Annotated in this window: 19 protein-coding genes; 10 read left to right on the forward strand and 9 right to left on the reverse strand. The window is 40.5% G+C overall.

What is annotated here, in order from left to right:
* Positions 1–72: 72 nt before the first annotated feature.
* Complete coding sequence (locus QL989_RS10410) at positions 73–522, reverse strand: GyrI-like domain-containing protein (protein ID WP_356776703.1); 450 nt, start codon at positions 520–522, stop codon at positions 73–75.
* A gap of 385 nt (positions 523–907) precedes the next feature.
* On the opposite strand from QL989_RS10410, the gene QL989_RS10415 reads away from it, so the two are divergent.
* From QL989_RS10415 to QL989_RS10440, 6 genes are read left to right on the forward strand one after another with little or no spacing between them, the layout of a single operon-like run.
* Positions 908–2,446 carry an aspartate aminotransferase family protein gene (locus tag QL989_RS10415; protein ID WP_290170323.1) on the forward strand — a complete coding sequence of 513 codons (1,539 nt, stop codon included), beginning with the start codon at positions 908–910 and terminating at the stop codon, positions 2,444–2,446.
* Positions 2,446–3,765: a SidA/IucD/PvdA family monooxygenase gene (locus QL989_RS10420; protein ID WP_290170325.1), complete on the forward strand. Its 1,320-nt coding sequence runs from the start codon at positions 2,446–2,448 to the stop codon at positions 3,763–3,765. The genes QL989_RS10415 and QL989_RS10420 overlap by 1 nt, the downstream gene beginning before the upstream one ends.
* Positions 3,762–4,940 carry an MFS transporter gene (locus QL989_RS10425; RefSeq protein WP_290170327.1) on the forward strand — a complete coding sequence of 393 codons (1,179 nt, stop codon included), beginning with the start codon at positions 3,762–3,764 and terminating at the stop codon, positions 4,938–4,940. Before QL989_RS10420 ends, QL989_RS10425 begins: the two co-directional genes overlap by 4 nt.
* A 24-nt stretch (positions 4,941–4,964) precedes the next feature.
* On the forward strand, positions 4,965–7,313 hold the full coding sequence (locus QL989_RS10430; protein ID WP_290170329.1) for a GNAT family N-acetyltransferase: 2,349 nt from the start codon (positions 4,965–4,967) through the stop codon (positions 7,311–7,313).
* Complete coding sequence (locus tag QL989_RS10435) at positions 7,306–7,944, forward strand: hypothetical protein (protein ID WP_290170332.1); 639 nt, start codon at positions 7,306–7,308, stop codon at positions 7,942–7,944. The genes QL989_RS10430 and QL989_RS10435 overlap by 8 nt, the downstream gene beginning before the upstream one ends.
* Positions 7,928–9,007 (forward strand): heparan-alpha-glucosaminide N-acetyltransferase domain-containing protein, encoded by a 1,080-nt coding sequence (locus QL989_RS10440; RefSeq protein WP_290170333.1) that lies wholly within the window; start codon positions 7,928–7,930, stop codon positions 9,005–9,007. The genes QL989_RS10435 and QL989_RS10440 overlap by 17 nt, the downstream gene beginning before the upstream one ends.
* Positions 9,008–9,044: 37 nt before the next feature.
* Here QL989_RS10440 and QL989_RS10445 read toward each other — a convergent pair whose 3' ends face one another.
* A complete protein-coding gene (locus tag QL989_RS10445) occupies positions 9,045–9,911 on the reverse strand; it encodes a LysR family transcriptional regulator (RefSeq protein WP_178957057.1) in 867 nt (288 codons plus the stop codon).
* A 104-nt stretch (positions 9,912–10,015) separates the two neighbouring features.
* Between QL989_RS10445 and QL989_RS10450 the strand changes: the two genes are divergently transcribed.
* Both QL989_RS10450 and QL989_RS10455 read left to right on the forward strand, forming a co-directional pair.
* Entirely contained in the window at positions 10,016–10,516 is a 501-nt protein-coding gene (locus QL989_RS10450) for a lactoylglutathione lyase family protein (RefSeq protein WP_008130525.1), read from the forward strand.
* A gap of 158 nt (positions 10,517–10,674) precedes the next feature.
* Positions 10,675–11,118 (forward strand): GNAT family N-acetyltransferase, encoded by a 444-nt coding sequence (locus QL989_RS10455; protein ID WP_290170336.1) that lies wholly within the window; start codon positions 10,675–10,677, stop codon positions 11,116–11,118.
* Positions 11,119–11,156: 38 nt separating this feature from the next.
* Here QL989_RS10455 and QL989_RS10460 read toward each other — a convergent pair whose 3' ends face one another.
* Positions 11,157–11,576, reverse strand: coding sequence for a hypothetical protein (locus tag QL989_RS10460; RefSeq protein WP_290170338.1), 420 nt, complete (start codon positions 11,574–11,576; stop codon positions 11,157–11,159).
* Positions 11,577–11,729: 153 nt separating this feature from the next.
* Between QL989_RS10460 and QL989_RS10465 the strand changes: the two genes are divergently transcribed.
* Entirely contained in the window at positions 11,730–12,662 is a 933-nt protein-coding gene (locus tag QL989_RS10465) for a ChaN family lipoprotein (protein WP_290170341.1), read from the forward strand.
* Between the two features lie 39 nt (positions 12,663–12,701).
* On the opposite strand, the gene azu is transcribed toward QL989_RS10465, so the two are convergent.
* The 5 genes from azu to QL989_RS10490 are packed head-to-tail and all read right to left on the reverse strand — an operon-like array spanning position 12,702 to position 16,531.
* Positions 12,702–13,151, reverse strand: a complete 450-nt coding sequence (gene azu / locus QL989_RS10470; protein ID WP_290170342.1) for an azurin — start codon at positions 13,149–13,151, stop codon at positions 12,702–12,704.
* Positions 13,148–13,891 carry a DUF2470 domain-containing protein gene (locus QL989_RS10475; RefSeq protein WP_290170344.1) on the reverse strand — a complete coding sequence of 248 codons (744 nt, stop codon included), beginning with the start codon at positions 13,889–13,891 and terminating at the stop codon, positions 13,148–13,150. Before QL989_RS10475 ends, azu begins: the two co-directional genes overlap by 4 nt.
* Positions 13,888–14,676: a heme ABC transporter ATP-binding protein gene (locus tag QL989_RS10480; protein ID WP_290170346.1), complete on the reverse strand. Its 789-nt coding sequence runs from the start codon at positions 14,674–14,676 to the stop codon at positions 13,888–13,890. Before QL989_RS10480 ends, QL989_RS10475 begins: the two co-directional genes overlap by 4 nt.
* On the reverse strand, positions 14,673–15,725 hold the full coding sequence (locus QL989_RS10485) for an iron ABC transporter permease (protein WP_024602445.1): 1,053 nt from the start codon (positions 15,723–15,725) through the stop codon (positions 14,673–14,675). The genes QL989_RS10480 and QL989_RS10485 overlap by 4 nt, the downstream gene beginning before the upstream one ends.
* Positions 15,722–16,531: an ABC transporter substrate-binding protein gene (locus tag QL989_RS10490; RefSeq protein WP_010388749.1), complete on the reverse strand. Its 810-nt coding sequence runs from the start codon at positions 16,529–16,531 to the stop codon at positions 15,722–15,724. Before QL989_RS10490 ends, QL989_RS10485 begins: the two co-directional genes overlap by 4 nt.
* A gap of 137 nt (positions 16,532–16,668) precedes the next feature.
* Between QL989_RS10490 and QL989_RS10495 the strand changes: the two genes are divergently transcribed.
* Positions 16,669–18,750, forward strand: a complete 2,082-nt coding sequence (locus tag QL989_RS10495; protein WP_290170350.1) for a TonB-dependent hemoglobin/transferrin/lactoferrin family receptor — start codon at positions 16,669–16,671, stop codon at positions 18,748–18,750.
* A gap of 205 nt (positions 18,751–18,955) precedes the next feature.
* On the opposite strand, the gene QL989_RS10500 is transcribed toward QL989_RS10495, so the two are convergent.
* The gene (locus QL989_RS10500) at positions 18,956–21,031 is read right to left on the reverse strand and encodes a TonB-dependent siderophore receptor (RefSeq protein ID WP_290170352.1); all 2,076 of its coding nucleotides are present in this window, start codon (positions 21,029–21,031) and stop codon (positions 18,956–18,958) included.
* Between the last annotated feature and the right edge of the window lie 20 nt (positions 21,032–21,051).

Below are 21,051 nucleotides of genomic sequence, written 5' to 3' on the forward strand. Positions count from 1 at the left end.
GTTACAAACCTCGCGCCGCGATTAAACCGCCCCTAGTTTGAACAAATTTTAATCCGCAAAGGTCAACAGACCCTAGTCTTTAATTGCAATGGCAATTTCTATTTCGTTACTGTTTTTATAATACTCAAAATCACTGGTGTAAGTACGTTCATAGCGGCAATCGTCTGAGCTGAAGTATTGCCAAATTTCGCCCCATAAATCGATCACTGCATCGGGCATTTCACCCTCACCTTTAAATACCAAATAACGCCCCGCTTGGATGGTTACTTTTTTAGCTTCAGGGAGTTTAATTGATAAATTATCGCAGCAGGCAATTACGTCAAAATCGCCTGTGAGATCGCTTTCGTAATTAGTATACACACCATACACTTTGGTGTTTTGGGTGAGGCTGTTGGCAAACTTTTCACCAAATTTTTGCCAAAGTTCAGCTATATTTGCAGTGCCAGCGTTCATTTCATTGGCGTTGCAGGTTCTTACTTTTAAGCCGATTAAGGTCTGACTAGCTAGTTGCTTTACTTCCATCATGACGTCCTTTAGCGTTAATACAAACACCAACGTAACAGAAAAACCGCCAATACTTTAAATATTGTATTAAATATTTCATAAATAATGATTATTAAGCTCAGTTGCTTATTTATTGCTCGTATTTGAATAGGTGGTAATGGCTAAACATAGCTTTGCTACCGCTAAAATAATTTACTTAACTTTCTCTTTTTTAAGTTTATTTTTTTGCTTGTAATGCTTGTCGTTTAATAATGTAGTTTATCGATTTTTGTTAAAAATATACGACAAGCTTATTAGCTCTAATTTAAAAAAAGTTGTTATCTAACCTTTTTTCATTATTGTAAATAGAAATCATTATCATTAAGATCCCTGCACCTAAAAAGTGTACTCAAGGAATGTTGATGTGTCTCAATCTCAAGTGTTAAATATTAATACCATTGAAAAACAGGCTGTATTTGAACAAAGCGGCCTGCCCCCACAATTCAATTTAGAGCAGTTCATTAATTATCAAATAGCGTCTTTGCAAGGGTTGTCAGCAGTTCAGCAAGCGATGGCTAAAGCCCAAAAGCCATTTTCAGGTGTGTCGGTAAATACGCTAGCAAAAGTAGTAAACGATGTTGATTTATCACAGCCTTTGGCTGACTTTCCAGCGGTGCTTGAAGAGCTAAAAGGCGTGTATTTAGATCATGCTGTGTATTTTCATCATCCGCGTTATATGGCCCATTTAAACTGCCCTGTAACCTACCCTGCTGTTGTGGCCGAACATATTATTGCTGCTATTAATACCTCGGTAGATACCTGGGATCAAAGCGCAGGCGCGACGTTAATTGAGCAAAAGCTGATTGATTGGACATGCCAAAAAGCAGCATTGCCAAGCACTTCCGATGGAGTATTTACTAGTGGCGGCACACAATCAAACTTAATGGCAATGTTAGTTGCTCGTGAAGTAGCTGTTAGCCGCTATGCCGCTAATCATCAGGTGAAATTACAAGGCTTACCTGCTGTTGCCTCACGCTTTAAAATTTACTGCTCTGAGGTGGCGCACTTTAGTATACAAAAAGCAGCGGCGTTACTGGGCTTAGGTTACAACGCCGTGGTGCCGGTGGCTACAAACCGCGAAATGCAAATGGATATGGAGGCACTTAAAACCGCCATAGCAACAAGCAAAGCGCAAGGTGATTTACCCATTGCAGTGGTTATTACCGCAGGCACAACCGATTTTGGCTCTATCGATCCAATCCATAATATTGCCATGCTGGCTAAAGAAGAGCAGCTATGGTGCCACGTAGATGGCGCTTATGGTGGCGGTTTGTTGGTGAGTGAGCACCACCGCAATGCGCTTAATGGCATTGAGTTGGTTGATTCAATAACGATTGATTATCACAAATCATTTATGCAACCGGTTAGCTGTAGTGCTTTTTTATTAAGCGATAAACGCCATTTTAGCCACATTACTTTATATGCCGATTATTTAAACCCATTAGCAGAGGCCGGTAATGGCACGCCTAATTTGGTAGATAAAAGCCTACAAACCACTCGCCGTTTTGATGCCTTAAAGTTATGGCTAACACTGCGCACCACTGGAGAAGCACCGCTTGGTCGCGCGTTCGATAAAGTTATTGGCCTTGCGCGCCAAACGCATATTGTACTTAACGACCACCCCGACTTTGAAGTAGTTAACTACCCCGAGCTTAGTGCCTTGGTATTTAGATTTGCCCCTGATGATTTAAAACATGACCTTGATTTACTCGACTCTTTAAACCTGCATGTACGACAAACGTTTTTAAAAACTGGTGAAGCCATGATTGCCCGTACAAAAATAAATGGTCGTCATTATCTTAAATTTACATTGCTTAATGCGCAGTGCCAATTAACTGATGTACGCGCTGTTATTGAGCAAATTAGCCACATTGCATGGCAAACTTATAGGGAAATTGCATAATGGATAATCAACCTTACGATTTTATAGCTATTGGCCTTGGCCCATTTAACTTATCTTTAGCGTGTTTAAGTGAACCGCTCGAAGATGTAAAAAGCCTGTTTTTAGAGCAGCGCAGTGAATTTGACTGGCACCCTGGAATGATGCTGGAGGGCGTTACATTACAAACTCCGTTTATGTCGGATTTAGTAACCATGGCAGATCCAACCAGCCAATATAGCTTTTTAAATTATGCCAAATTGAATAATCGGTTATACCCGTTTTATATTCGCGAAAGCTTTTTTTTATTGCGCCGTGAATACAACTTATATTGCCAATGGGTTTGCTCGCAGCTTTCAAATGTTAACTTTGAACAAACAGTCACTCACGTTGAATTTTGCCCGCAAAGTGAGTGTTATACCGTTAGCTGTAACACCCCCAATGGTATGCAACATTATGTGACTCGCCATATTGTTTTGGGCACAGGGCCTGCACCGTATATTCCTGATTGCGCTGTGCAAAGTAACTCAAATAAGGTAATGCACAGTAGCGATTTTTGTCATCGGCTTGATGAATTAAAGGCAGCTAAACGGGTTACTGTGGTAGGGGCTGGGCAAAGTGCAGCAGAAATTTACCACACTTTATTGCAGCAAGCAGTACCGCAAGGCTTGCAGTTAGATTGGATAGCACGTTCACCGCGCTATTTTCCGCTTGAGTATACTAAGCTCACCCTTGAAATGACCTCTCCTGAGTATGTAGATTACTTTTATAATTTAAAAACTGAGCAGCGAGATTGGCTCAATCAAAACCAAAAAAATCTATTTAAAGGCATTAATGGCGATTTAATTAACGACATTTTCGACACCCTCTACGCGCAAAGTCTTGATGGGCCAATTTCTACTACATTTAAAACTAACAGCAGGCTAACAGGTACTCAAAAAGTAGGTAAGCGTTTACTGACGGAGTTTTATCATCAGGAGCTTGAGCAGCCCTTTTCAATAGAAACCGACTTTTTAATTTGTGCTACAGGCTTTAAATATCAGCGCCCTGCTTTTTTAAATAATATTGCCCACCAATTACCCGAAGATGAGCAAGGTCGTTATTTAGTAAGCCGTGAATATGCGGTAGATAGCGAACAAAAACGTATTTTTGTACAAAATGCCGAGCAGCATACTCATGGTTTTGTAACTCCAGATTTAGGTATGGCTTGCTACCGTAATAGTATTATTTTACGTGAAATTTTAGGTTATGCGCCTTATCAGGTTGAGCAAAAAATTGCCTTTCAAAACTTTGATTTAAGCGATGTCACCCTATCAACACAACAGCAGAGTAGCGCCGCATGAGTCTTCGTTTAGCGCTAATTTTGCTGACGGTTATTTCGGTGGTATGCGATACCTTGCTGCTACCGTTTTATCCGCAATTTTTTGCTAGTGAATTTGCTATTAGTAACGCCACGTTAATCGGCCTCTTTGTGGCTAACTGTTGTATTACTGTAATGCTGGCTTTACCGCTATGGGCTAAGGTCGCTAAAAAATACAATGAGTTGGCTTTGTGGTTAGTAACCCAAGTAGTAGCCGCTGGTTTTGGCCTGCTTTGCTACTTTGCGACCAATGTGTGGGAGTTTTGGATTTACTACCAACTAATGTTGGTGCTAAAGGCAAGCTACCTACTTATATACCCATTTGCACTGCGATTAGAGCAACAAACTAAGCATTTATCTATTATTGGTTTGTTTTCTGTATTGATGCATTTTGGTGCGATTGGTGGTGCTTTAATTGGTGGTTATTTCTTTAGTTTAGCAGAGCCACGCTATGCGTTATTACTCAGTAGTGCCGGTGACCTAGTTCAGGTTTTATTATGCGGCTACTTAATGTATTCATTAAAAACAGGTATTTATCAGCAAGCAATAGCGACTGAAAAACCGCGAGAGCGTATTCCCTATTTTATTTGGCAATTTTGCTTTTTAAGTGTGGTGGTATATTTTAGCGCGTTTTTAATTCGTCCCTTCTTTACAACTCATTGGCAAGCATTAAACGCACAAAGCAGCACCTTGCAAAGTGCTGTTGTATACGCCATTCCTGCTTTTGCAGCGCTTGTTATGCTGGTTTTTAACCATTTCAGGCAGCATTTACCACTGCCAACATTAAGCCGCACGAGCACTTTGTTATGTGCACTTATTTTGGGGGCGTTTGGGCTTTATTTACAAGCGCAGGAGTCGGTGGGGTTAGTGATTTTATCACGTGTTTTATATGGCTTTGCGCTATTTCAAGTGATGGTACTGCTAGAGGTAATGCTATTTGCTAAAAGTGAGCCTGCACATTACGGCAGCGACTTTGCCAAAGTGCACATTGCTCAAAACATCGGGGTTATTTTAGCGTCGTTACTAGTGGGTATGAGCGTAGAGCATCTTTCAACAACGGTTGTGTTTTACTTTGCTGCTATTGGCTTTGCAAGCCTTGCCTTTATTTTGCTTTGGCGGGTTAAGGCTGTTGCTCGAACTGCGCGTTCAGCGTCTTAGTTTTTAAGATTTATTGGAGTTTTTATGTATTTTTCATCTTTTGTAACCACCCTACAGCATACCGGCAAAGTGACGATGCGGTTATTACAACAAACAGATATGCCAACAGTTTGCGATTGGCTTAAGCAACCGTATGCGCACTTTTGGGGTATGCAGCAGCAAACCGAGCAACAAATAACTAAAGCATATCAAGATATTATTGATACGCCTCATCATCAGGCATACGTGATCGAGCAAAATAATAACCTATTGGCTTTAGTTGAGCTTTATAGCCCTGAGCACGAAAGCTTAATGAAAGCGGCGTACGAGGTTGAACCTAATGATGTGGGTATGCATATTTTATTAGCGCCTAACATGGCACCTAAGCGCCATTTTAGTTTTGAAATGATGCAGTGCGTGCTGCAAAGTATTTTTGCTCAAAACAGTGCCGCCCGTGTTGTGGTTGAGCCCGACATTGCTAATAGTAAAATCCATACTTTAAATAAGCGTTTGGGGTTTGTGCACACCCAGCAAATTCAACTGGGCGAAAAAGCCGCTTATTTAGGTTTTTGTAATAAAGCAGCCTTTGATAGGCACAGCCAACTATTTACTGATTCGTTAGCACCTTTGCAAACTGATTACGTGATACAGCCACATTGGCAATGGGCAAATCGGCATTTACAAGCTAAAGCACTCACCGAGCTGGTGCACGAGCGTTTATTGGCCGCAGAGACAACAAAGCAAGGCTTTAAAGTAAATGTTGAAGGCGGTTACTTTATTTTTAATGGCCGTGCTATGGCACTGAATCATATAGATATAGACGAGCCAAGCCTATGCTTTTACAACCTTAACGAAGAGCTGCAGCCGCTAGATGTGTTGCACTTTTTTAGTATGCAGGGGCCTGCGCTAGGTTTAACGGGTAAGCGCCTTGCCACCTACCTTGAAGAGCTAAATGCTACTTTAGCCAGTGCGTGCTTCAAACGTGAAAATAACACCTTAACAGCGGCGCAGTTAGCTAATTTAGGGCTACAAAAAATAGAAGCCGCAATGAGTGAAGGGCATCCTGCCTTTGTTGCTAATAATGGCCGCATTGGTTTTAGTAAAGCTGACTTTTTACGCTATGCGCCAGAAGTAGGCAAACCGTTTAAAGTACTGTGGTTAGCAGCGCATAAAGCGGTATGCGACTTTGCCCATAGTGAATACTTTGCCGACTACCCAAGCCATATAAGTGATGAGCTAGATTTAACCTCCCGAGATGCGTTTAACACAGCGCTAAAAGCTCAAAACCTAAATCCCGATGATTACTTACTCATTCCTGCTCACCCTTGGCAGTACCAACACAAATTGAGTGTGGTATTTGCAAATGAGTTGGCAAATCAGCGATTAGTGTACTTAGGTGAAGGTGACGATTTATATCAAGCGCAACAATCAATTCGGACCTTATATAACTGCTCGCACCCGCATAAACCGTATTTAAAAGTGGCGTTGTCTATTTTAAATATGGGATTTATGCGCGGCCTATCGCGTGCTTACATGGCGGTGACTCCTGCCATTAACGATTGGGTATTTGAAAAGGTTAGCCAAGATCAACAACTCGCAGGCGCTAATTTTACAGCGCTTAGAGAATACGCCACCTTAGGTTATGCCCATCATACGTTTGAGCAAAGCGCGCTGGGAGATACACCCTATCGTAAAATGTTTGCCTGCTTATGGCGAGAAAACCCAAACCATAATTTAAATAGTGATGAACAACTGACCACTATGGCAGCGTTATTACACTTAGATAATAATGGCCAAAGTTTAGTGGGCGAATGGATAGCGCAAAGTGGTTTGAGCACGCAGCAGTGGTTACGTGCCTACTTTAATGCCTATTTAATTCCGCTAGTACATTGTTTTTACGCGCATAAATTAGTGTTTATGCCTCACGGCGAAAACCTCATTTTAAAGCTTAAAAATTCGGTGCCTGTGGGCGCATATATGAAAGACATAGGTGAAGAGGTTGCCTTACTTAATAGCACTGAAGTATTGCCTGCAGGGGTTGAACGTATTCATGTTTCTATGCCTAAAGAGCTTGAGCTATTAAGTATATTTACCGATGTATTTGACTGCTTCTTTAGATACTTAGTAGCAATTTTAGTGCGAGAAGAGCGTATTACAGAGCATGACTTTTGGCAGTGTGTTACGCAAAGTGTTAAAGCGTATCAACATGCTAACCCTGCTTTAAATGAGCGATTTAAAGAGTATGACTTTTTTAGTGATGAGTTTGCACACTCTTGTTTAAACCGCTTACAGTTAGGTAATAATGAGCAAATGGTTGATTTAACGGATCCGGCAGGTAGTTTGCAGTTTGCTGGTAACTTAAACAACCCCGTATCGGCAAAGCTGTATGGCTAAACCGATTACCCTTGCGCAGTTTTTATATTGCCAACAACCCGTGCAACGAACTTTTAAACCGAGCTTGTTATTAGTGCGCGCTTTAACAGTTCGTTGTAAGGCGCAGTACCCTACTGCGCCTAAGCAATTTATTAGTCGGCATTTGTATTTACAGCTTTGCTGGCAAGCTGTTTACGCTTATTGCTATTGGTTTGCTTGCAAGCAAAGTACGGCTGATCCCATTAACATGCCGTTAGCGGTAAATGGCGCTTATTGTCGTGGGTTTAACCTGAAAAATGGCGTGTTAGTAAGTAAAACTGAGCAAACCAAAGCGTTTACTCATTTTATAAGCCAAGTTGGTGAATGGGTAAATACCGACTATGCACTTGGTAAAAAAGAACAAGCTCGGTTATTACTCGATTCATTAAGTAGCGCCATTGAGCGAGCTCATAGCTTAGACCTTGCTACTACTTTACATATCAACAATTGCCATCGTCAGCTGCACACCCTTATTTGTGAACACTTTAATCTTGATACGCCATTTACTGAAAAACCCCAGCGTTTAACCTGTTGCCGCTATTATTTAGCCGGTTATAGCAAATGCCAAACCTGCCCTAAAAAGGATATTAAAACCAATGAACCAACGTCTTAAAACGATTGATCTTGCGCGTGGTGCGAGCGTTTTTATTATGATTATTGTGCATACCTTATGGATGTATGCCTCCACGACGCTTCAAAGTGAAAGCGCATTTGGTACGATTGTGCATATACTTGGCAAAGGCACCGCCTCGTTTTTAGTGGCAATGGGGCTATCTATGGCGCTTTCGCGCAGGCAAACACCTTTGCTATTAATTAAGCGTGGCATACAGCTTTTACTGCTTGCTTATTTAATGAATGCGGCCAAGTTTTGGCTGCCTATTGAAGTATTTAATACCATGCCTGAGGCATTTATAAATGCTTATGGCTGGCAAAGTCCGCTCAGTGCTGGGCAGTTACAATTTATGGTGTTAACAGGTGATATTTTACAACTGGCTGGAGTTAGCTTATTGCTGTTTGGTGTGCTTAATATTGCCCGTTGGAAAACAATATGGATTGCGGTTTTAGCCATTGCAATTTCAGTTATGAGCCAGTTTGTGAGGGGGCAACAATTTACGCTTTCACCTTATATTAGCGATTTGTTTTTTGCTAGTAACTATCAGGTGTATTTTCCGGTTTTTCCTTGGATAAGTGCGATATTAACGGGATACGTACTTGGTCGTTTATACCTTAGTAACCAACAAAATGCCGATTACTTATATAAAGTATGTGCACAACTCGGTGCTGCTTTACTTGTTATTGGCGGCATATGGTTAGCCATTGATTTTAAAGGACAGTTTGGCAACTTTTTCCATTTAAATGGCGGCGGTATTAGTTATTTAATTGGCTTAAATTTATGTGCCCTAGCGGCTATACAGTTTATTTTTGCTGATAAATATAATGGCCCTATTACACGTGCTCTTTTATATGCCAGTAAACATGTAACCGCGCTCTATGTTATTCAATGGGTACTTATTTGCTGGTTTATGGGGGCGCTTGGTTATCATACCCTCAGCCTTTGGCCGACACTTTGTATGATGGTACTGATGACTTTACTGACTTTTGCTGTGCATAAGGTTTATTTAAAAAGCAAACAGAGCCTCACAGACATTACGCAAAAAACTAAACGTACAGCTTAAGCTGTAAAGGGGCTTTACGGGCGCTGATTTGGCTGCCCTAGCCTGCTTTTATCGCATCAATAACGCAATGCATACGCTTTGCTAACGGCCTATTTCGGTGATGGCACACATAAATATTTTCGCTAATTGGTTTGGTTAAATGATGCGTTTTAATAAGCGCAGGTTTATTAAAAGCACTTACTGCGTGTGCGGGTAAAACCGTAAAACCCAGCCCTAAACTTACCGGCTCCAGTATTAAACTTATTTGGTTAGAAAAACCCGTTTGCTTAATTTGATCAACATGTTCAAATTCACTGTAGTTTTCGCTAAGTAAAAGCTGCGCATGATGTTTTGCATCGGGGTGGCCAATAAAGCCAAGCTCACATAAAACCTCCCACGTTGGGTTTTCTATATGTGCGGGCGTTACTAATAATAGGGATTCTTTACCAATTTTGTGGCTGGTAACTTCACTAAGGGTAGGCGCTTGAGTTAAAAAGCCAATATCGGCACTATGATTGGCCACCGCTTGTTCAACATTGGTATTTGGAGCAAAGCGGTAATCTATAATTAGCTTCTTGTGCTCTACTTGCAGTGCTAATAGTTGATTGTAAAACTTTAGCCCGCAACTGCCTGGCGACTGTATTTTTACTAAACCGCTGTAAGGTGAATCATCTTTTAATTGCTGCTCTAAAAACTGCCATTCTTTTAATAATAAGCTGCCTTGCTGATACAAGTTTTGCCCATGTACGGTAAGGGTAAATTGTTTACCGTGGCGCTCAAGCAAGGCGCAATCTACTTGCTGCTCTAACTTTTTTATATGTTGGCTTACGCCTGACTGGGTCATATAAAGGCGCTCGGCGGTTTGGGTAAAATGGTTTACCTCAACTAAAGTACAAAACGTGTTTAACCATGTAGGATTTATCATTACAAAATATACTCAAAATGATGATTAATGATAATTTTACTTAATGTTGGTCAATTCGTAAACTAACTCCATCAACTAAACATAGTTAAGTAGGAGTATTTATTATGAGTCATACATATCCACGTAGTTTTTCGCACATTGGTATTTCAGTACCGGATGTTGAAAAAGCCGTAGAGTTTTACACTAAGGTGATGGGCTGGTACACCATAATGGAGCCTACCGTGATCACTGAAGACAACAGCCCAATTGGCGAAATGTGTACCGATGTATTTGGTCCAAATTGGGAAAAATTCAAAATAGCGCATCTTTCAACAGGCGACCGAATTGGTGTAGAAATTTTTGAATTTAAAGACCAAGAAAACCCTAAAGACAACTTTGAATACTGGAAAACCGGTATCTTCCATTTCTGTGTACAAGACCCAGATGTAGAAGGCTTAGCGGATCGTATTGTTGCTGCAGGTGGTAAAAAACGTATGCCAGAGCCACGTTACTACTACCCTGGCGAAAAGCCGTACCGCATGATCTACATGGAAGACCCGTTTGGTAACATCCTTGAGATTTACAGCCACAGTTACGAGCTTATATATAGCGCAGGCGCATACTAAAAGCACATAGCTTAAAGTATTTAGTAAAAACAAAGGCCGTAGTATTTATTACTGCGGCTTTTTGTGCCTAAAAAGAATACATTGCCTAGATATGTTAGTGCTGATAACGTGATAAAACAAAACTACTTATAACTCCATGTTTGAAATTAAGGACAATAATGAACATTTCATTGGAAGGTGTCACCTCTGCTAATTACGAAGAGGTATGCGATTTAGACGTTACCAAAGCGCAACAAGATTACGTAGCGAGTAATATGTGGTCGTTAGTTGAGGCGCACTACAATAGTGGACATACCTGTAAAGCTATTTACCAAAATAATAAGCCTGTAGGCTTTTTTATGTGGGTGCAAGAAACCCCTACAAAAGTTTCTATTTGGCGTTTTATGGTAGATGAACATCATCAAAATAAAGGTATTGGCCGCCAAGCACTATTCATGGCAATTGCAGAGATTAAAACGACTTCTAAGCTTGAACAAATCGAGATTTGTTATAACCCGCAAAACCCTGTAGCTAAGGATTTTTATTCTAGTTTTGGGTTTGAAGAAGTTGGCCTAGATGAAGACGAAGAAGATATGTTAGCCATTATTAATATAAAAAGTTAACCCAATTTTGTTTAGCGCGTTGCTTATTGCCATAAAAATTAGTGCTTAGTAAGGTGTGGAGGATGTTGCAGTGCTAATTTTTTTAGCTGTGTAATGCATGAAAGCGCTAAGTCATGATATTCATCATCGCTATACAATATCTCGTTTAGCAGATTAATAGATTGTATGAGTGCATTGTGCGCAGCACTTTGTTCGTCTAAAAAGTGAAGTGTGGAATAAAGGCGCTCTGTAAGTGAGGTAATTTGTATGATTTGCTGTTTATTCGTACAGTTATACATTTGAGCTAATAAGGACGCACTTTCAAGTGCACACCCCAAATACGGCAATGCTTGTGCAAATTGGTATCGTTTAAACAGCGCTTCGCCACTTAGCTGCGCATTTTGAATATCTATAATTGCTTGTTCTGGTTGACATAAAACATGTTGTTTGTGTCGAGCACATAAAAAAGGTAATGCCATGGTACGTTCCATATCTGTTTATTTTTTAAGACTGTAAAACAGAAATCCTAAAACATCAAATGATAATTGTTTTTATTTGCATTTGTAGGTTTGATGCAGTTTGTTGTGTATACTAACTTCATTGTTTTGATTCTTATTTTTATAAAAACCGATATGAAAAACCCATTTTTAGCACTTGTTTTACTCAGTGGATTATCAGGCTGCAGTATAAACACAGTATCAGTATCTCAAAGTTCATCCTTGTATAATTACGGGCTTTATAATGCAAAGGGCCAGCGAGTTAATTCAATATTGTCAGAATCCACGCTTTTGAATGCCGATATTGTTTTAGTCGGTGAATGGCATACACACCCCGGTGTCCACTTATTTCAGGCTGAGCTGTTTCAGCAATTAAGCACGCAAAATAAGCCTATTGCTCTATCGCTTGAGCAATTTAGCCGCGCTGATCAGCAAACACTAAACCTTTATCTTGAGAGTAAAATAGGTGAACAATACCTAATTGATAATACTAAGGCTTGGCCTAATTATAAGAGCGATTATCGTGCGTTAGTGGAATTAGCGAAGATACAAAATAGCGATGTAATAGCTTCAAATGCGCCTAAGCATATTGTTACCTGTATTGGTCGCCAAGGTATTAATTATATTAATAAGCTTGACGCACAACAGCGTAGTTTTATTGCAAAAGAGATAGATACTTCTCCAAGCCTTTATAAAGAACGCTTTATGCAATCCATGCATCATGGAACGGCGAGTAAAAACGAAAAACTTTACGCCGCGCAAGTTACTTGGGACGAAACCATGGCTGAGTCTATCGTTAACTATATTAGTCAAAATAAGGGCACGCAGGTTATACATTTAGCCGGTGACTTTCATGTGAGAAATGGTGAAGGCATAGCGCGGGTAATTAAGCGAATTGCCCCAGAGCTTAATGTTGTATGGGTTTCGCCAGTATCAAAAGTACAATCTGAGCAAAATGGTTATCAATTAGAAGTTAACGCTTTGCCTGCTCGCTATGTGCAAAAAGCACATCAACAAGCGGCATTCAAAACTTTAGTCAAGCGAGGCGAGAAAACACAGTGCCAATAATAGGTTGGCACTGTGTTTGTCTAATACACTTTTTAATATTTACTTAAGCGTAAATGTGCCTTTCATCATGGCGTAATGGCCAGGAAAAGAACAAAAGAAAATGTAATCGGTTCCGGCGGTTAAGCCGCTGGTTTTAAAAGTAACTTCGGTTGTTTTGCCGCCGCCAATAATGTCTGTAGCACCAATCACGCGACTATCATTAGGCTTTATGTAGTGGTTGCTAAGCCCTGCAGCGTTGCCATCTGTGATAATACCTTGCATGTTTTGCTCAGTAGATAGCACCCAGTTATGGCCCATTACATTAGCAGGTAATTTACCGGTGTGACTAAGTTGAACGGTCACTTGCTTACAGCTTTTAGGGGCGCTTAGTGTTTTAGTTGAAAACTGCATCATATCGTTTGCATCTATATTTAGTGTGCATTCGTCTGCATATGCAGCATTGGCACTCAGTAGGAGTGTAGTGCTGAGTAAGGCTATTAATTTTTTCATACTGTCTCCGCTAGTTGGTTTGAGCTGTTTCGAGCTTGATTTGTTAAGGCTACAAGTGCTTTTCGCACGGCTGATGGGCTATCGCACTCGTTCGCAAAATTAATAAAGTAATTACGCTTGTGGCTTTGTATATAAAAGCCTGTTGATAATAAGCCGCTCATTATTGGGGTGTTATCAGCTACACTGTAGTGCTGCATTAATATCAGCGACATAGCATCTTGATGATCTTCATTCATATGAGTGATCATGCTTTGCTGCTGGCTTTCATCCCACTTTTTAGGCTGAGCTTGCCACTCGTTTTGCTCAAGCCAAAATATTTTTCCAAAACCGCCAATATAACGCACCCGTACTACATCTAATTGCCAAAGCTGAAAATCATGCGCATTGCGATAGCTTGCAGCCTCAGGATACAAAGCTATATATTTATCAAGTAGTACTTCGCTTTGCTCTTTTGCCACAATAGAGCCATCACCTACGAGTGTTACTCGCCCATGTTCGTTTTGATCGCCATAATCGGCGGCATCAAAAATAGTCAGACTCATGCGTGAGTCCTGTTTTAAATTTTTGGTATGCTGAGCTATGTCACTAATAAAAAAGTAGATGCGGCCTTGTTCGTCACACATATAAGGTGTAACAGAGCCAAACGGATAGCCGCGTAAATTATTTGAAATGGTCGACATTACGCCGGCATGGGTTTTAAAAACGAGCGTACGTGCGTCGTTTAATGCTTGCTCTCTCATGAAAACTCCTGACGTTGAGAAAAAACCATGGGCGCATCGTTATAAGGATGAGGGTTAACGTGCAATTTCATGGCGTACATTTGTTGTAAGTTTTGTGCTGTTAAAACGGTATTTATAGACCCGCTTTGCAGCACTTTTTGGTTGTGTAATAAAATAGCGTTGGTTGCATAAAGGCTTGCTAAATTAAGATCGTGTATAGCAATAATGGCGCTGTTTCCTTGCTCTACAAAGGTTCTAACACAGCTAAGTAAAGTATGTTGATGACGCATATCTAGCGCTGATGTTGGCTCATCGAGCAACATTAATTTAGGCCTCGTTTGCGCAGTAAAAGCATCTAACTGGGCTAATGTGCGGGCCATATGAACACGCTGTTGTTCGCCGCCCGAAAGCGCACTCATTCGACGTGTTAGGTAATGGGTTAAATCCATAAGTGAGGCATATTTTTGAACTTTATTGGCTTGTGTTTTAAGAGACTCTGCATAGGGATAGCGACCCATAGCAATGAGTTCAAATACACTAAAATCAAAGCCAACATGATTACTTTGCATCATTACAGCGCGCTTGCTAGCTAATTGCTCTTTAGAAAATGAATGCAAAGGCTTGGTATTAAATAGTATATCTCCCTCAAAGGGATGCATGCCTGCCAAAGTATGCAGTAAGGTTGATTTACCTGCACCATTTTCGCCTATCAGAGCGACAAGTTGTCCTGCTTGGATATTGCCGCTAATACCTTCTAAAACACGATGGGTGTTAAAGCCTATATTGAGGTTGTTAAACGTGATCATGACCAATCTCGCTTATTTTTAATGATTAAATATATAAATAGTGGAGCCCCAAGTAACGCAGTTATAATGCCAATTGGCAGCTCCGCAGGCATAACAACTAAGCGTGCCAACCAATCTGAAAGTAGCAACACAATCACACCTAAAAGCATACAAAGTGGCAGCATATTCCGTAAGTGTGGGCCAACCATGAGGCGTGCGATATGAGGGACAACTAAACCAACAAAGCCAATTAAACCTGTTAGCGCAACTACCGCACCTACGCCCAATGCAACTAATATAATGACGTATAATTTAAGCTTGCTGGTATCGACACCTAAGTATTGAGCTTGTGATTCACCAATAAGAAGTAGATTCATTGGCTCTTTTAATCGCCATAGCCCGATAAGGCTCAGTAAAAGCAAAGGACTCGCTTGTTTTATATTATCCCAACTCGCACCGCCTAATGAGCCCATGGTCCAATAGTTAATTAACCGCAGTGCGCTGTCATCAGCATAAAAACTTAATAACCCAATAACAGCAAATGCCAATGCATTAATAGCGACACCGACTAATATAAGGGTATTTATATTAATTTGTTTTTGTTGTTTTGAGACTAAATATACCAGCGACGTTACTGATAATGCGCCCAAAAATGAGGCATAAGGTAAGTAGTGTTGAGCGTTAAAATTAAACTGTGCACTAAGCGCAATAAAAGCAACCGCAACCATTGCAGCGCCTGCGCTTATACCAATAATAGAGGGATCGGCAAGCGGGTTACGGCACAGCGCTTGGGTTGCAGCTCCTGTTTGTGCAAGTACTAAACCCACCATCACTGCAAGGACAAAACGAGGCAGACGTATTTGTGTAACCACATTGATTTGTAGCGCATCAAATTGACTAAAATGTTCAGGAGCTAGCCATGCAATCGCTAAGCGCCAATCCCATCCTGCGGCTCCATAGCCTATGCTAAGTAATGCTAGAGCAAAAATGCAGCCATAACTTAATAGCATCCACTTATGCGGATTACTCAGTGTTATGGCGTTAAAACGATTCAAAGTTAACGTGCTCATAAGCGTGTTTTATACTCATGCAATGCTTGAATCGCAGTTGCAATACGCGGCGACATGCCCAGTGAAAGTAAGCTGTCCATGACCAGTAATTGACACTCTTGCGCTGCTTTTAATAAACGAAGTGTAGGCTGTTTACAAAAGGCTTGTTTCCCACCAAGGCTTTGCACAACATGCGCTGGCGCCACTAAAAAATCGGGCTGACTTACAGCCAGTACTTCACTGTTAATTGCTTTAAAGCCTGTATGCGTAGCAGCTATATTGGTAATGCCCGCATAATTAAACAGCAAGTTGGGCACCGTTTCTTGTCCTGCTGCGACGAGCCCACGCTCATTAGCTGAAAGTAAAAACAAAGCGTTATGAGTCTGTGTTTTTGCTTTAGTAGGTAACGATTTTTTTATTTTAGTAATTAGGTTTTGAGCTTTTAGGTTTGCATCTAAATCACTACCAAGGTGCTTAATTAGCGCAAGCAGTTCATTTACAGATGTCGGCTTTTTATAGTGAATAACCTTCACTCCGGTTGCTTCTATTTGCTTTAGCGCCTGCTCTCTTCCTGCACCTTCAAGTGCAAGTAACGTAGTTGGGCGCATTGAAAGCACTCCCTCAGCGGCTAGGTCTCGATAGTAACCTACCTGTGGCAACTGTGTTGCTTGTTGCGGATACATACTTGATTGGTCAACCGCGACTAAACTATTTTGTTTTTCTAGTGCGTAGATTATTTCAGTTAATGTGCCGCCAGCACTGATCACACGCTCTTTCGCGAGTGCTGATTGAGTGGCTAAAGCCAGAAAAAAAATTAGGTACTTCATAACAAACTCCGATTTTATTTTTTAGTATTATAACTACTTTAATCTAAATGAAAATGATTATCATAATCAATTGATCTTATTTTGGGTTAGTTGTACCATTTAAAAGTAAATAATAACTATTATCATTTGGAGTGGGGATGAATCCCTTTTCTTTTAAATTTACAGCATTAGCCTCTTTGTTAATTAGCTCTGGTAGCGCACTGGCCGAAAATGTTATTGACGATCATATTGTGGTTAGTGGCTCTCGTTTTGAACAAAAGCTTGAAGATGTGACTGGCTCAGTAACGGTTATTACCGAACAAGATATTGAGCGTCAGCTCGCTGTAGATTTACAAACTATGTTTAAATACGATCCAAGTATCTCAAGTACTGGCAGTGGCGCAGGCGCGCAAACACTAACTGTACGAGGTGTTGGTGGCAACAGAGTTGTTTTTATTAAAGATGGAAGACGCACAAACGATGGCTACGCTGGCGGCGGCGGTTATTTAGTGGGTCGAAACTACTTTGATGTTGCAGGTGTTAAACAAGTTGAAGTTGCAAAAGGGGCGGCATCATCGCTATATGGTTCTGATGCACTAGGGGGAATTGTAGTAATAACAACTAAAGACCCGAGTGATTATTTAGTGGATCAACAAAGCTTGGTAAAAGTAGCGTTAGGCTACCAAGGCCAAAGTAATCAGGTTGCTGCTGATATTACAGCAGCAAAAGATTTAGGTGACGTTGCTATTAGCGCTGTTTATAGCCATCGCGATAGTGAAGAAGTACAAAACTACGTTGAAGATTTACCAGGTTACGATGCCCGCTCGGACGCTTTGCTGCTTAAAGTTGAGCAAAAACTTGATGAAAAACGTACCCTTAAGTATACCTTAGATTACTTTAATCAAACGACAGAGCAAGTAATCACTCCATCCATTCAAGAAACCGAAGACGAAGACACAAATATCTCATTTGCACTCGATTATGATTCAGATATGGCAACAGCTATATTTGATAAATGGTATGGGCAACTATCTTATAGTCGATACGAGCAACAAAGTGACCAAATAAGCGCAGCTAGAAATTACATCGATTATAATGACTACGGGTTTGAGCAAGATATTTTAGGCTTAAAAGCGGTATTTAGTAAGGAAGTTAAAGGAGAAAATACCGAGCATGAATTTGTCTATGGAGTAGATATTGATTTATATGATACTACTCGACCACGCTTAAAAACCCGTGTATTAAATGATGGTACTGTTGATTTTACGAATGAAAAACAAAAAGCATTTCCCGGCGCCGATACTTCTTTAGTTGGTGTATATATGCAAGACAGTATTAAATTTAACGAGACTGATTGGTCGTTAGTTGCGGGTATTCGTTACGATTATTATGCACTTGAAGCCAAAAAAGATGCGTTATTTGCTGACGCCGAGCTTGATGATATTACCGAGTCTGCGTTTTCACCAAAGCTGGGTGTGATTTATCAGGTAGACGATAATTTATCTTGGTATGGGCAATATGTTCGAGGCTTTAAAATACCGCCACACGACCAAGCCTATCAAAGCCATGGTGTTGAGCCATTTTATCAAATATTACCAAACGCAGATTTAGACCCTGAAAGCAGTGACTCATTCGAGATCGGATTAAGATACGCAAGTAGCGATATTAGTGTAAATCTAAGTACTTTTTATGCTGCCTATGATGACTTTATCGAAACAACCATTGCGGGTGTTGAACCAACTTATATTCCTAATGTAAATAAAACATTTTACCAATACCAAAATATTAGCGAAACCCAGATCAGCGGTGTAGAAGCTGGTATTGCTATGTATGTTACCGACGATATTTTATTAGAGGCCAATGTTGCTTACGTAGATGGTGAAAACAAAGACTCTGATCAGCCACTTACTAGTATTAGCCCGTTAAATGGTTCTATATTGGTAAGCACTGAGTTTGGCAATGTTAATTGGACCGCTGCTTGGCGTTTAGCCAAGTCACAGTCTGATGTAGTACTTGATACTAATGGTAATAAAACAACACAAGGTAACGGTTATGGTGTTGTTGATTTATATGCAAATTATCAGTGGCAAGCATGGCAAATGAATGTCGGTTTACTTAATCTACTCGATAAAGAGTACGTACCGTTTGAACTTATTGCTGGTCAATCCAAAGGTACTGATTTTAGCCAATATAGCCAACCAGGACGTAATGTTTCGGCTCGGATAAGCTATCAGTTTTAATTAAAAACAAAAGCCGTATATAAATTATACGGCTTTTTTAATTGCCTTCATATCAATTGAAGAATAACTGTAAAGGGGGTTAACAGCTGCTATGTATTATACAAAACAATAAAAAAAGCGCCTTAACCACTACATTAAGACGCTTTGGATGAAAAGCTAAATAACAAAAGTCGGGTTAAAATAGCTAATCGGGACTATGAAATTGTTAGAATTGATATGCCAATGACATCTTAAATTGAGTAGGCGCACCGGGGTAAACCCATAATGCGTTGTAGCTACTTTGAGCATATTCTTCATCAAGAATATTGTTAACACTGATATTTAACTTGGTGCGCTCGGTTAAGTTTACCTGCCCAAAAATACCAACTAGTTGATAGCTCGGTAAGTTAAATGTTAAATTGGCGGCATCGCCTAATCGCTCACTGGTGTACTGATAACTGGCATCTAGTTCTAGCTCTTTGCCAAGAACGGCCGTTTGATGGCTAAGCGTTAGATTTAAGTTATTTTTAGGCACATTGACTAATGGGCTGCCTTTTTTGATTGGCACGCCCCAATCAGCATTTATTATGTCGTTTGCCGTACTGGCATCTATATAAGCGTAAGATAAATTAAACTTTGTATCATCAGTAATATAAGTACTTAAATCGAGTTCAACACCTTTACTATTTGCTTTACCAATAGGCGCTGAAAAACCAACGTTTACAGGGTCGGCTACTAACATATTACTTTTAGTGGCATCAAATAATGCTAGGGTTCCCGTTATGCCTTGGTAGCTAAATTTAGCGCCTACTTCAAATGAGTCACTGTATTCAAAGCCAAATGGGTCGCCATTTGCATCTGTACCACTTAATGGTAAAAAGCCTTCGGAGTAGCTGCTGTATAAGGTTACAGCGTTGTTTAGTTCATATACTAAGCCTACTCGTGGACTTACCTGGCTTTGTGAACTGCTTGAAAGCACACCACTTTTGGTTTCTAAAATGTCTTGATCTACGCTATCGAATCTAAGGCCAACTAATAGCTTAATTTTATCAGTCAGATCCATTTGACCTTGAACGTATATACCATAAGCATCTTGTTGTTCGTTGTTTTCGTAGAGTAAACCTACTTCAGGACGAGCAACGTTATAATTCGGCTGATAAATATCAACTGTGTAAGTGCCATTACCGCCGCGATAACGATAAAGTCCAGTTCGTAAGTCGTATTTGTATGCGTCGGCTCCTATTAATAAGTGATGGGTAATGCCTGCGGTATCAAAATGCCCACTTAGCTCAAATTTAAGGCTGGTATCATCAACTTCATAATCGCGGTAGCGCTGTTGGCGGGTAAGTGTGCGGCCATCATCGAATAATGATTGGCGCGAGGGTGCAAGTTCAGCATCAGACGAAAACCCAGTTAGTGTAGAGCTGCGGTAGTTTGCGCCTACAACGAGTGACCATTCATTGTTTATATCGTGATTTAAAGTTACTTGGTGACCACGAGAATATACTTGCGTGTCACCATCGTTTGGATTGCCTAAATAGCGTGAGCTAGGAACAGTATTAAAATTATCATTAAGTACAACAACACCACGGTCAAATAGCTGGGCTAAATCAACGTATTCAAATTCATAAGTGATACTGGTTGAAGCGTTTATTTGATGATAAATAGATGGCGTAATCACCTTTTTATGGGTGTACACCTCATCGCGGTAGCTGTCGCTATCTTGCCATGCGCCATTTATTCTAAATGCTGTGTTATTGTTAATGCCGTTTGTATAGTCACCTTCAACGCGATTAAAATTATCACTACCTAAGCTAAGTTTTAGCTCACCCTGTTGCTCAAATTGAGGTTTTTTGGTTACGATATTTACTGTACCGCCGGGCTCTGAGCGCCCGTATAGTGCAGAGCCTGGGCCTTTTAATACTTCAATGTACTCAATGTTTGATACATCACGAGGGCCGCTGAATCCGCGTCCACCGCTAAAACCATTAATTAAGTAACCCGATGGCATGTTTTCGTTACCCGATAATCCACGAATCGAAAAGCTATCCCATAATGCGCCGCTGTTATTTTTACGTGAAATACTGGCAGAAAAATCCAGCGCATCTTGTAATTGAGTTATTCCTTTTTGAGCAAGTACCGCGCTATCGAGAGTTTCGATTGATTGTGGCATTTGCTTTTGAGGAATATCGCCTCGGTAAGCTTGTTTATATGTAACCGCAATTTTCTCTATTGGTTGGCTTTGGGCAATGCTTTGTGCGCTTGCACTTAAGCAGGCTAAGTAAATTAATGAGTACTTCATAAAATGCTTTTTGGTAACGT

Source organism: Pseudoalteromonas sp. APC 3224, assembly GCF_030407535.1.
Classification (GTDB): Bacteria; Pseudomonadota; Gammaproteobacteria; order Enterobacterales; family Alteromonadaceae; genus Pseudoalteromonas.

Excerpts from the sequence above, each read along its gene's own strand:
- QL989_RS10410 (WP_356776703.1), bottom strand. The coding sequence starts at position 522 with ATGGAAGTAAAGCAACTAGCTAGTCAGACCTTAATCGGCTTAAAAGTA.
- QL989_RS10420 (WP_290170325.1), top strand. The coding sequence starts at position 2,446 with ATGGATAATCAACCTTACGATTTTATAGCTATTGGCCTTGGCCCATTT.
- QL989_RS10425 (WP_290170327.1), top strand. The coding sequence starts at position 3,762 with ATGAGTCTTCGTTTAGCGCTAATTTTGCTGACGGTTATTTCGGTGGTA.
- QL989_RS10430 (WP_290170329.1), top strand. The coding sequence starts at position 4,965 with ATGTATTTTTCATCTTTTGTAACCACCCTACAGCATACCGGCAAAGTG.
- QL989_RS10435 (WP_290170332.1), top strand. The coding sequence starts at position 7,306 with ATGGCTAAACCGATTACCCTTGCGCAGTTTTTATATTGCCAACAACCC.
- QL989_RS10440 (WP_290170333.1), top strand. The coding sequence starts at position 7,928 with ATGAACCAACGTCTTAAAACGATTGATCTTGCGCGTGGTGCGAGCGTT.
- QL989_RS10445 (WP_178957057.1), bottom strand. The coding sequence starts at position 9,911 with ATGATAAATCCTACATGGTTAAACACGTTTTGTACTTTAGTTGAGGTA.
- QL989_RS10450 (WP_008130525.1), top strand. The coding sequence starts at position 10,016 with ATGAGTCATACATATCCACGTAGTTTTTCGCACATTGGTATTTCAGTA.
- QL989_RS10455 (WP_290170336.1), top strand. The coding sequence starts at position 10,675 with ATGAACATTTCATTGGAAGGTGTCACCTCTGCTAATTACGAAGAGGTA.
- QL989_RS10460 (WP_290170338.1), bottom strand. The coding sequence starts at position 11,576 with ATGGCATTACCTTTTTTATGTGCTCGACACAAACAACATGTTTTATGT.
- QL989_RS10465 (WP_290170341.1), top strand. The coding sequence starts at position 11,730 with ATGAAAAACCCATTTTTAGCACTTGTTTTACTCAGTGGATTATCAGGC.
- azu (WP_290170342.1), bottom strand. The coding sequence starts at position 13,151 with ATGAAAAAATTAATAGCCTTACTCAGCACTACACTCCTACTGAGTGCC.
- QL989_RS10475 (WP_290170344.1), bottom strand. The coding sequence starts at position 13,891 with ATGAGAGAGCAAGCATTAAACGACGCACGTACGCTCGTTTTTAAAACC.
- QL989_RS10480 (WP_290170346.1), bottom strand. The coding sequence starts at position 14,676 with ATGATCACGTTTAACAACCTCAATATAGGCTTTAACACCCATCGTGTT.
- QL989_RS10485 (WP_024602445.1), bottom strand. The coding sequence starts at position 15,725 with ATGAGCACGTTAACTTTGAATCGTTTTAACGCCATAACACTGAGTAAT.
- QL989_RS10490 (WP_010388749.1), bottom strand. The coding sequence starts at position 16,531 with ATGAAGTACCTAATTTTTTTTCTGGCTTTAGCCACTCAATCAGCACTC.
- QL989_RS10495 (WP_290170350.1), top strand. The coding sequence starts at position 16,669 with ATGAATCCCTTTTCTTTTAAATTTACAGCATTAGCCTCTTTGTTAATT.
- QL989_RS10500 (WP_290170352.1), bottom strand. The coding sequence starts at position 21,031 with ATGAAGTACTCATTAATTTACTTAGCCTGCTTAAGTGCAAGCGCACAA.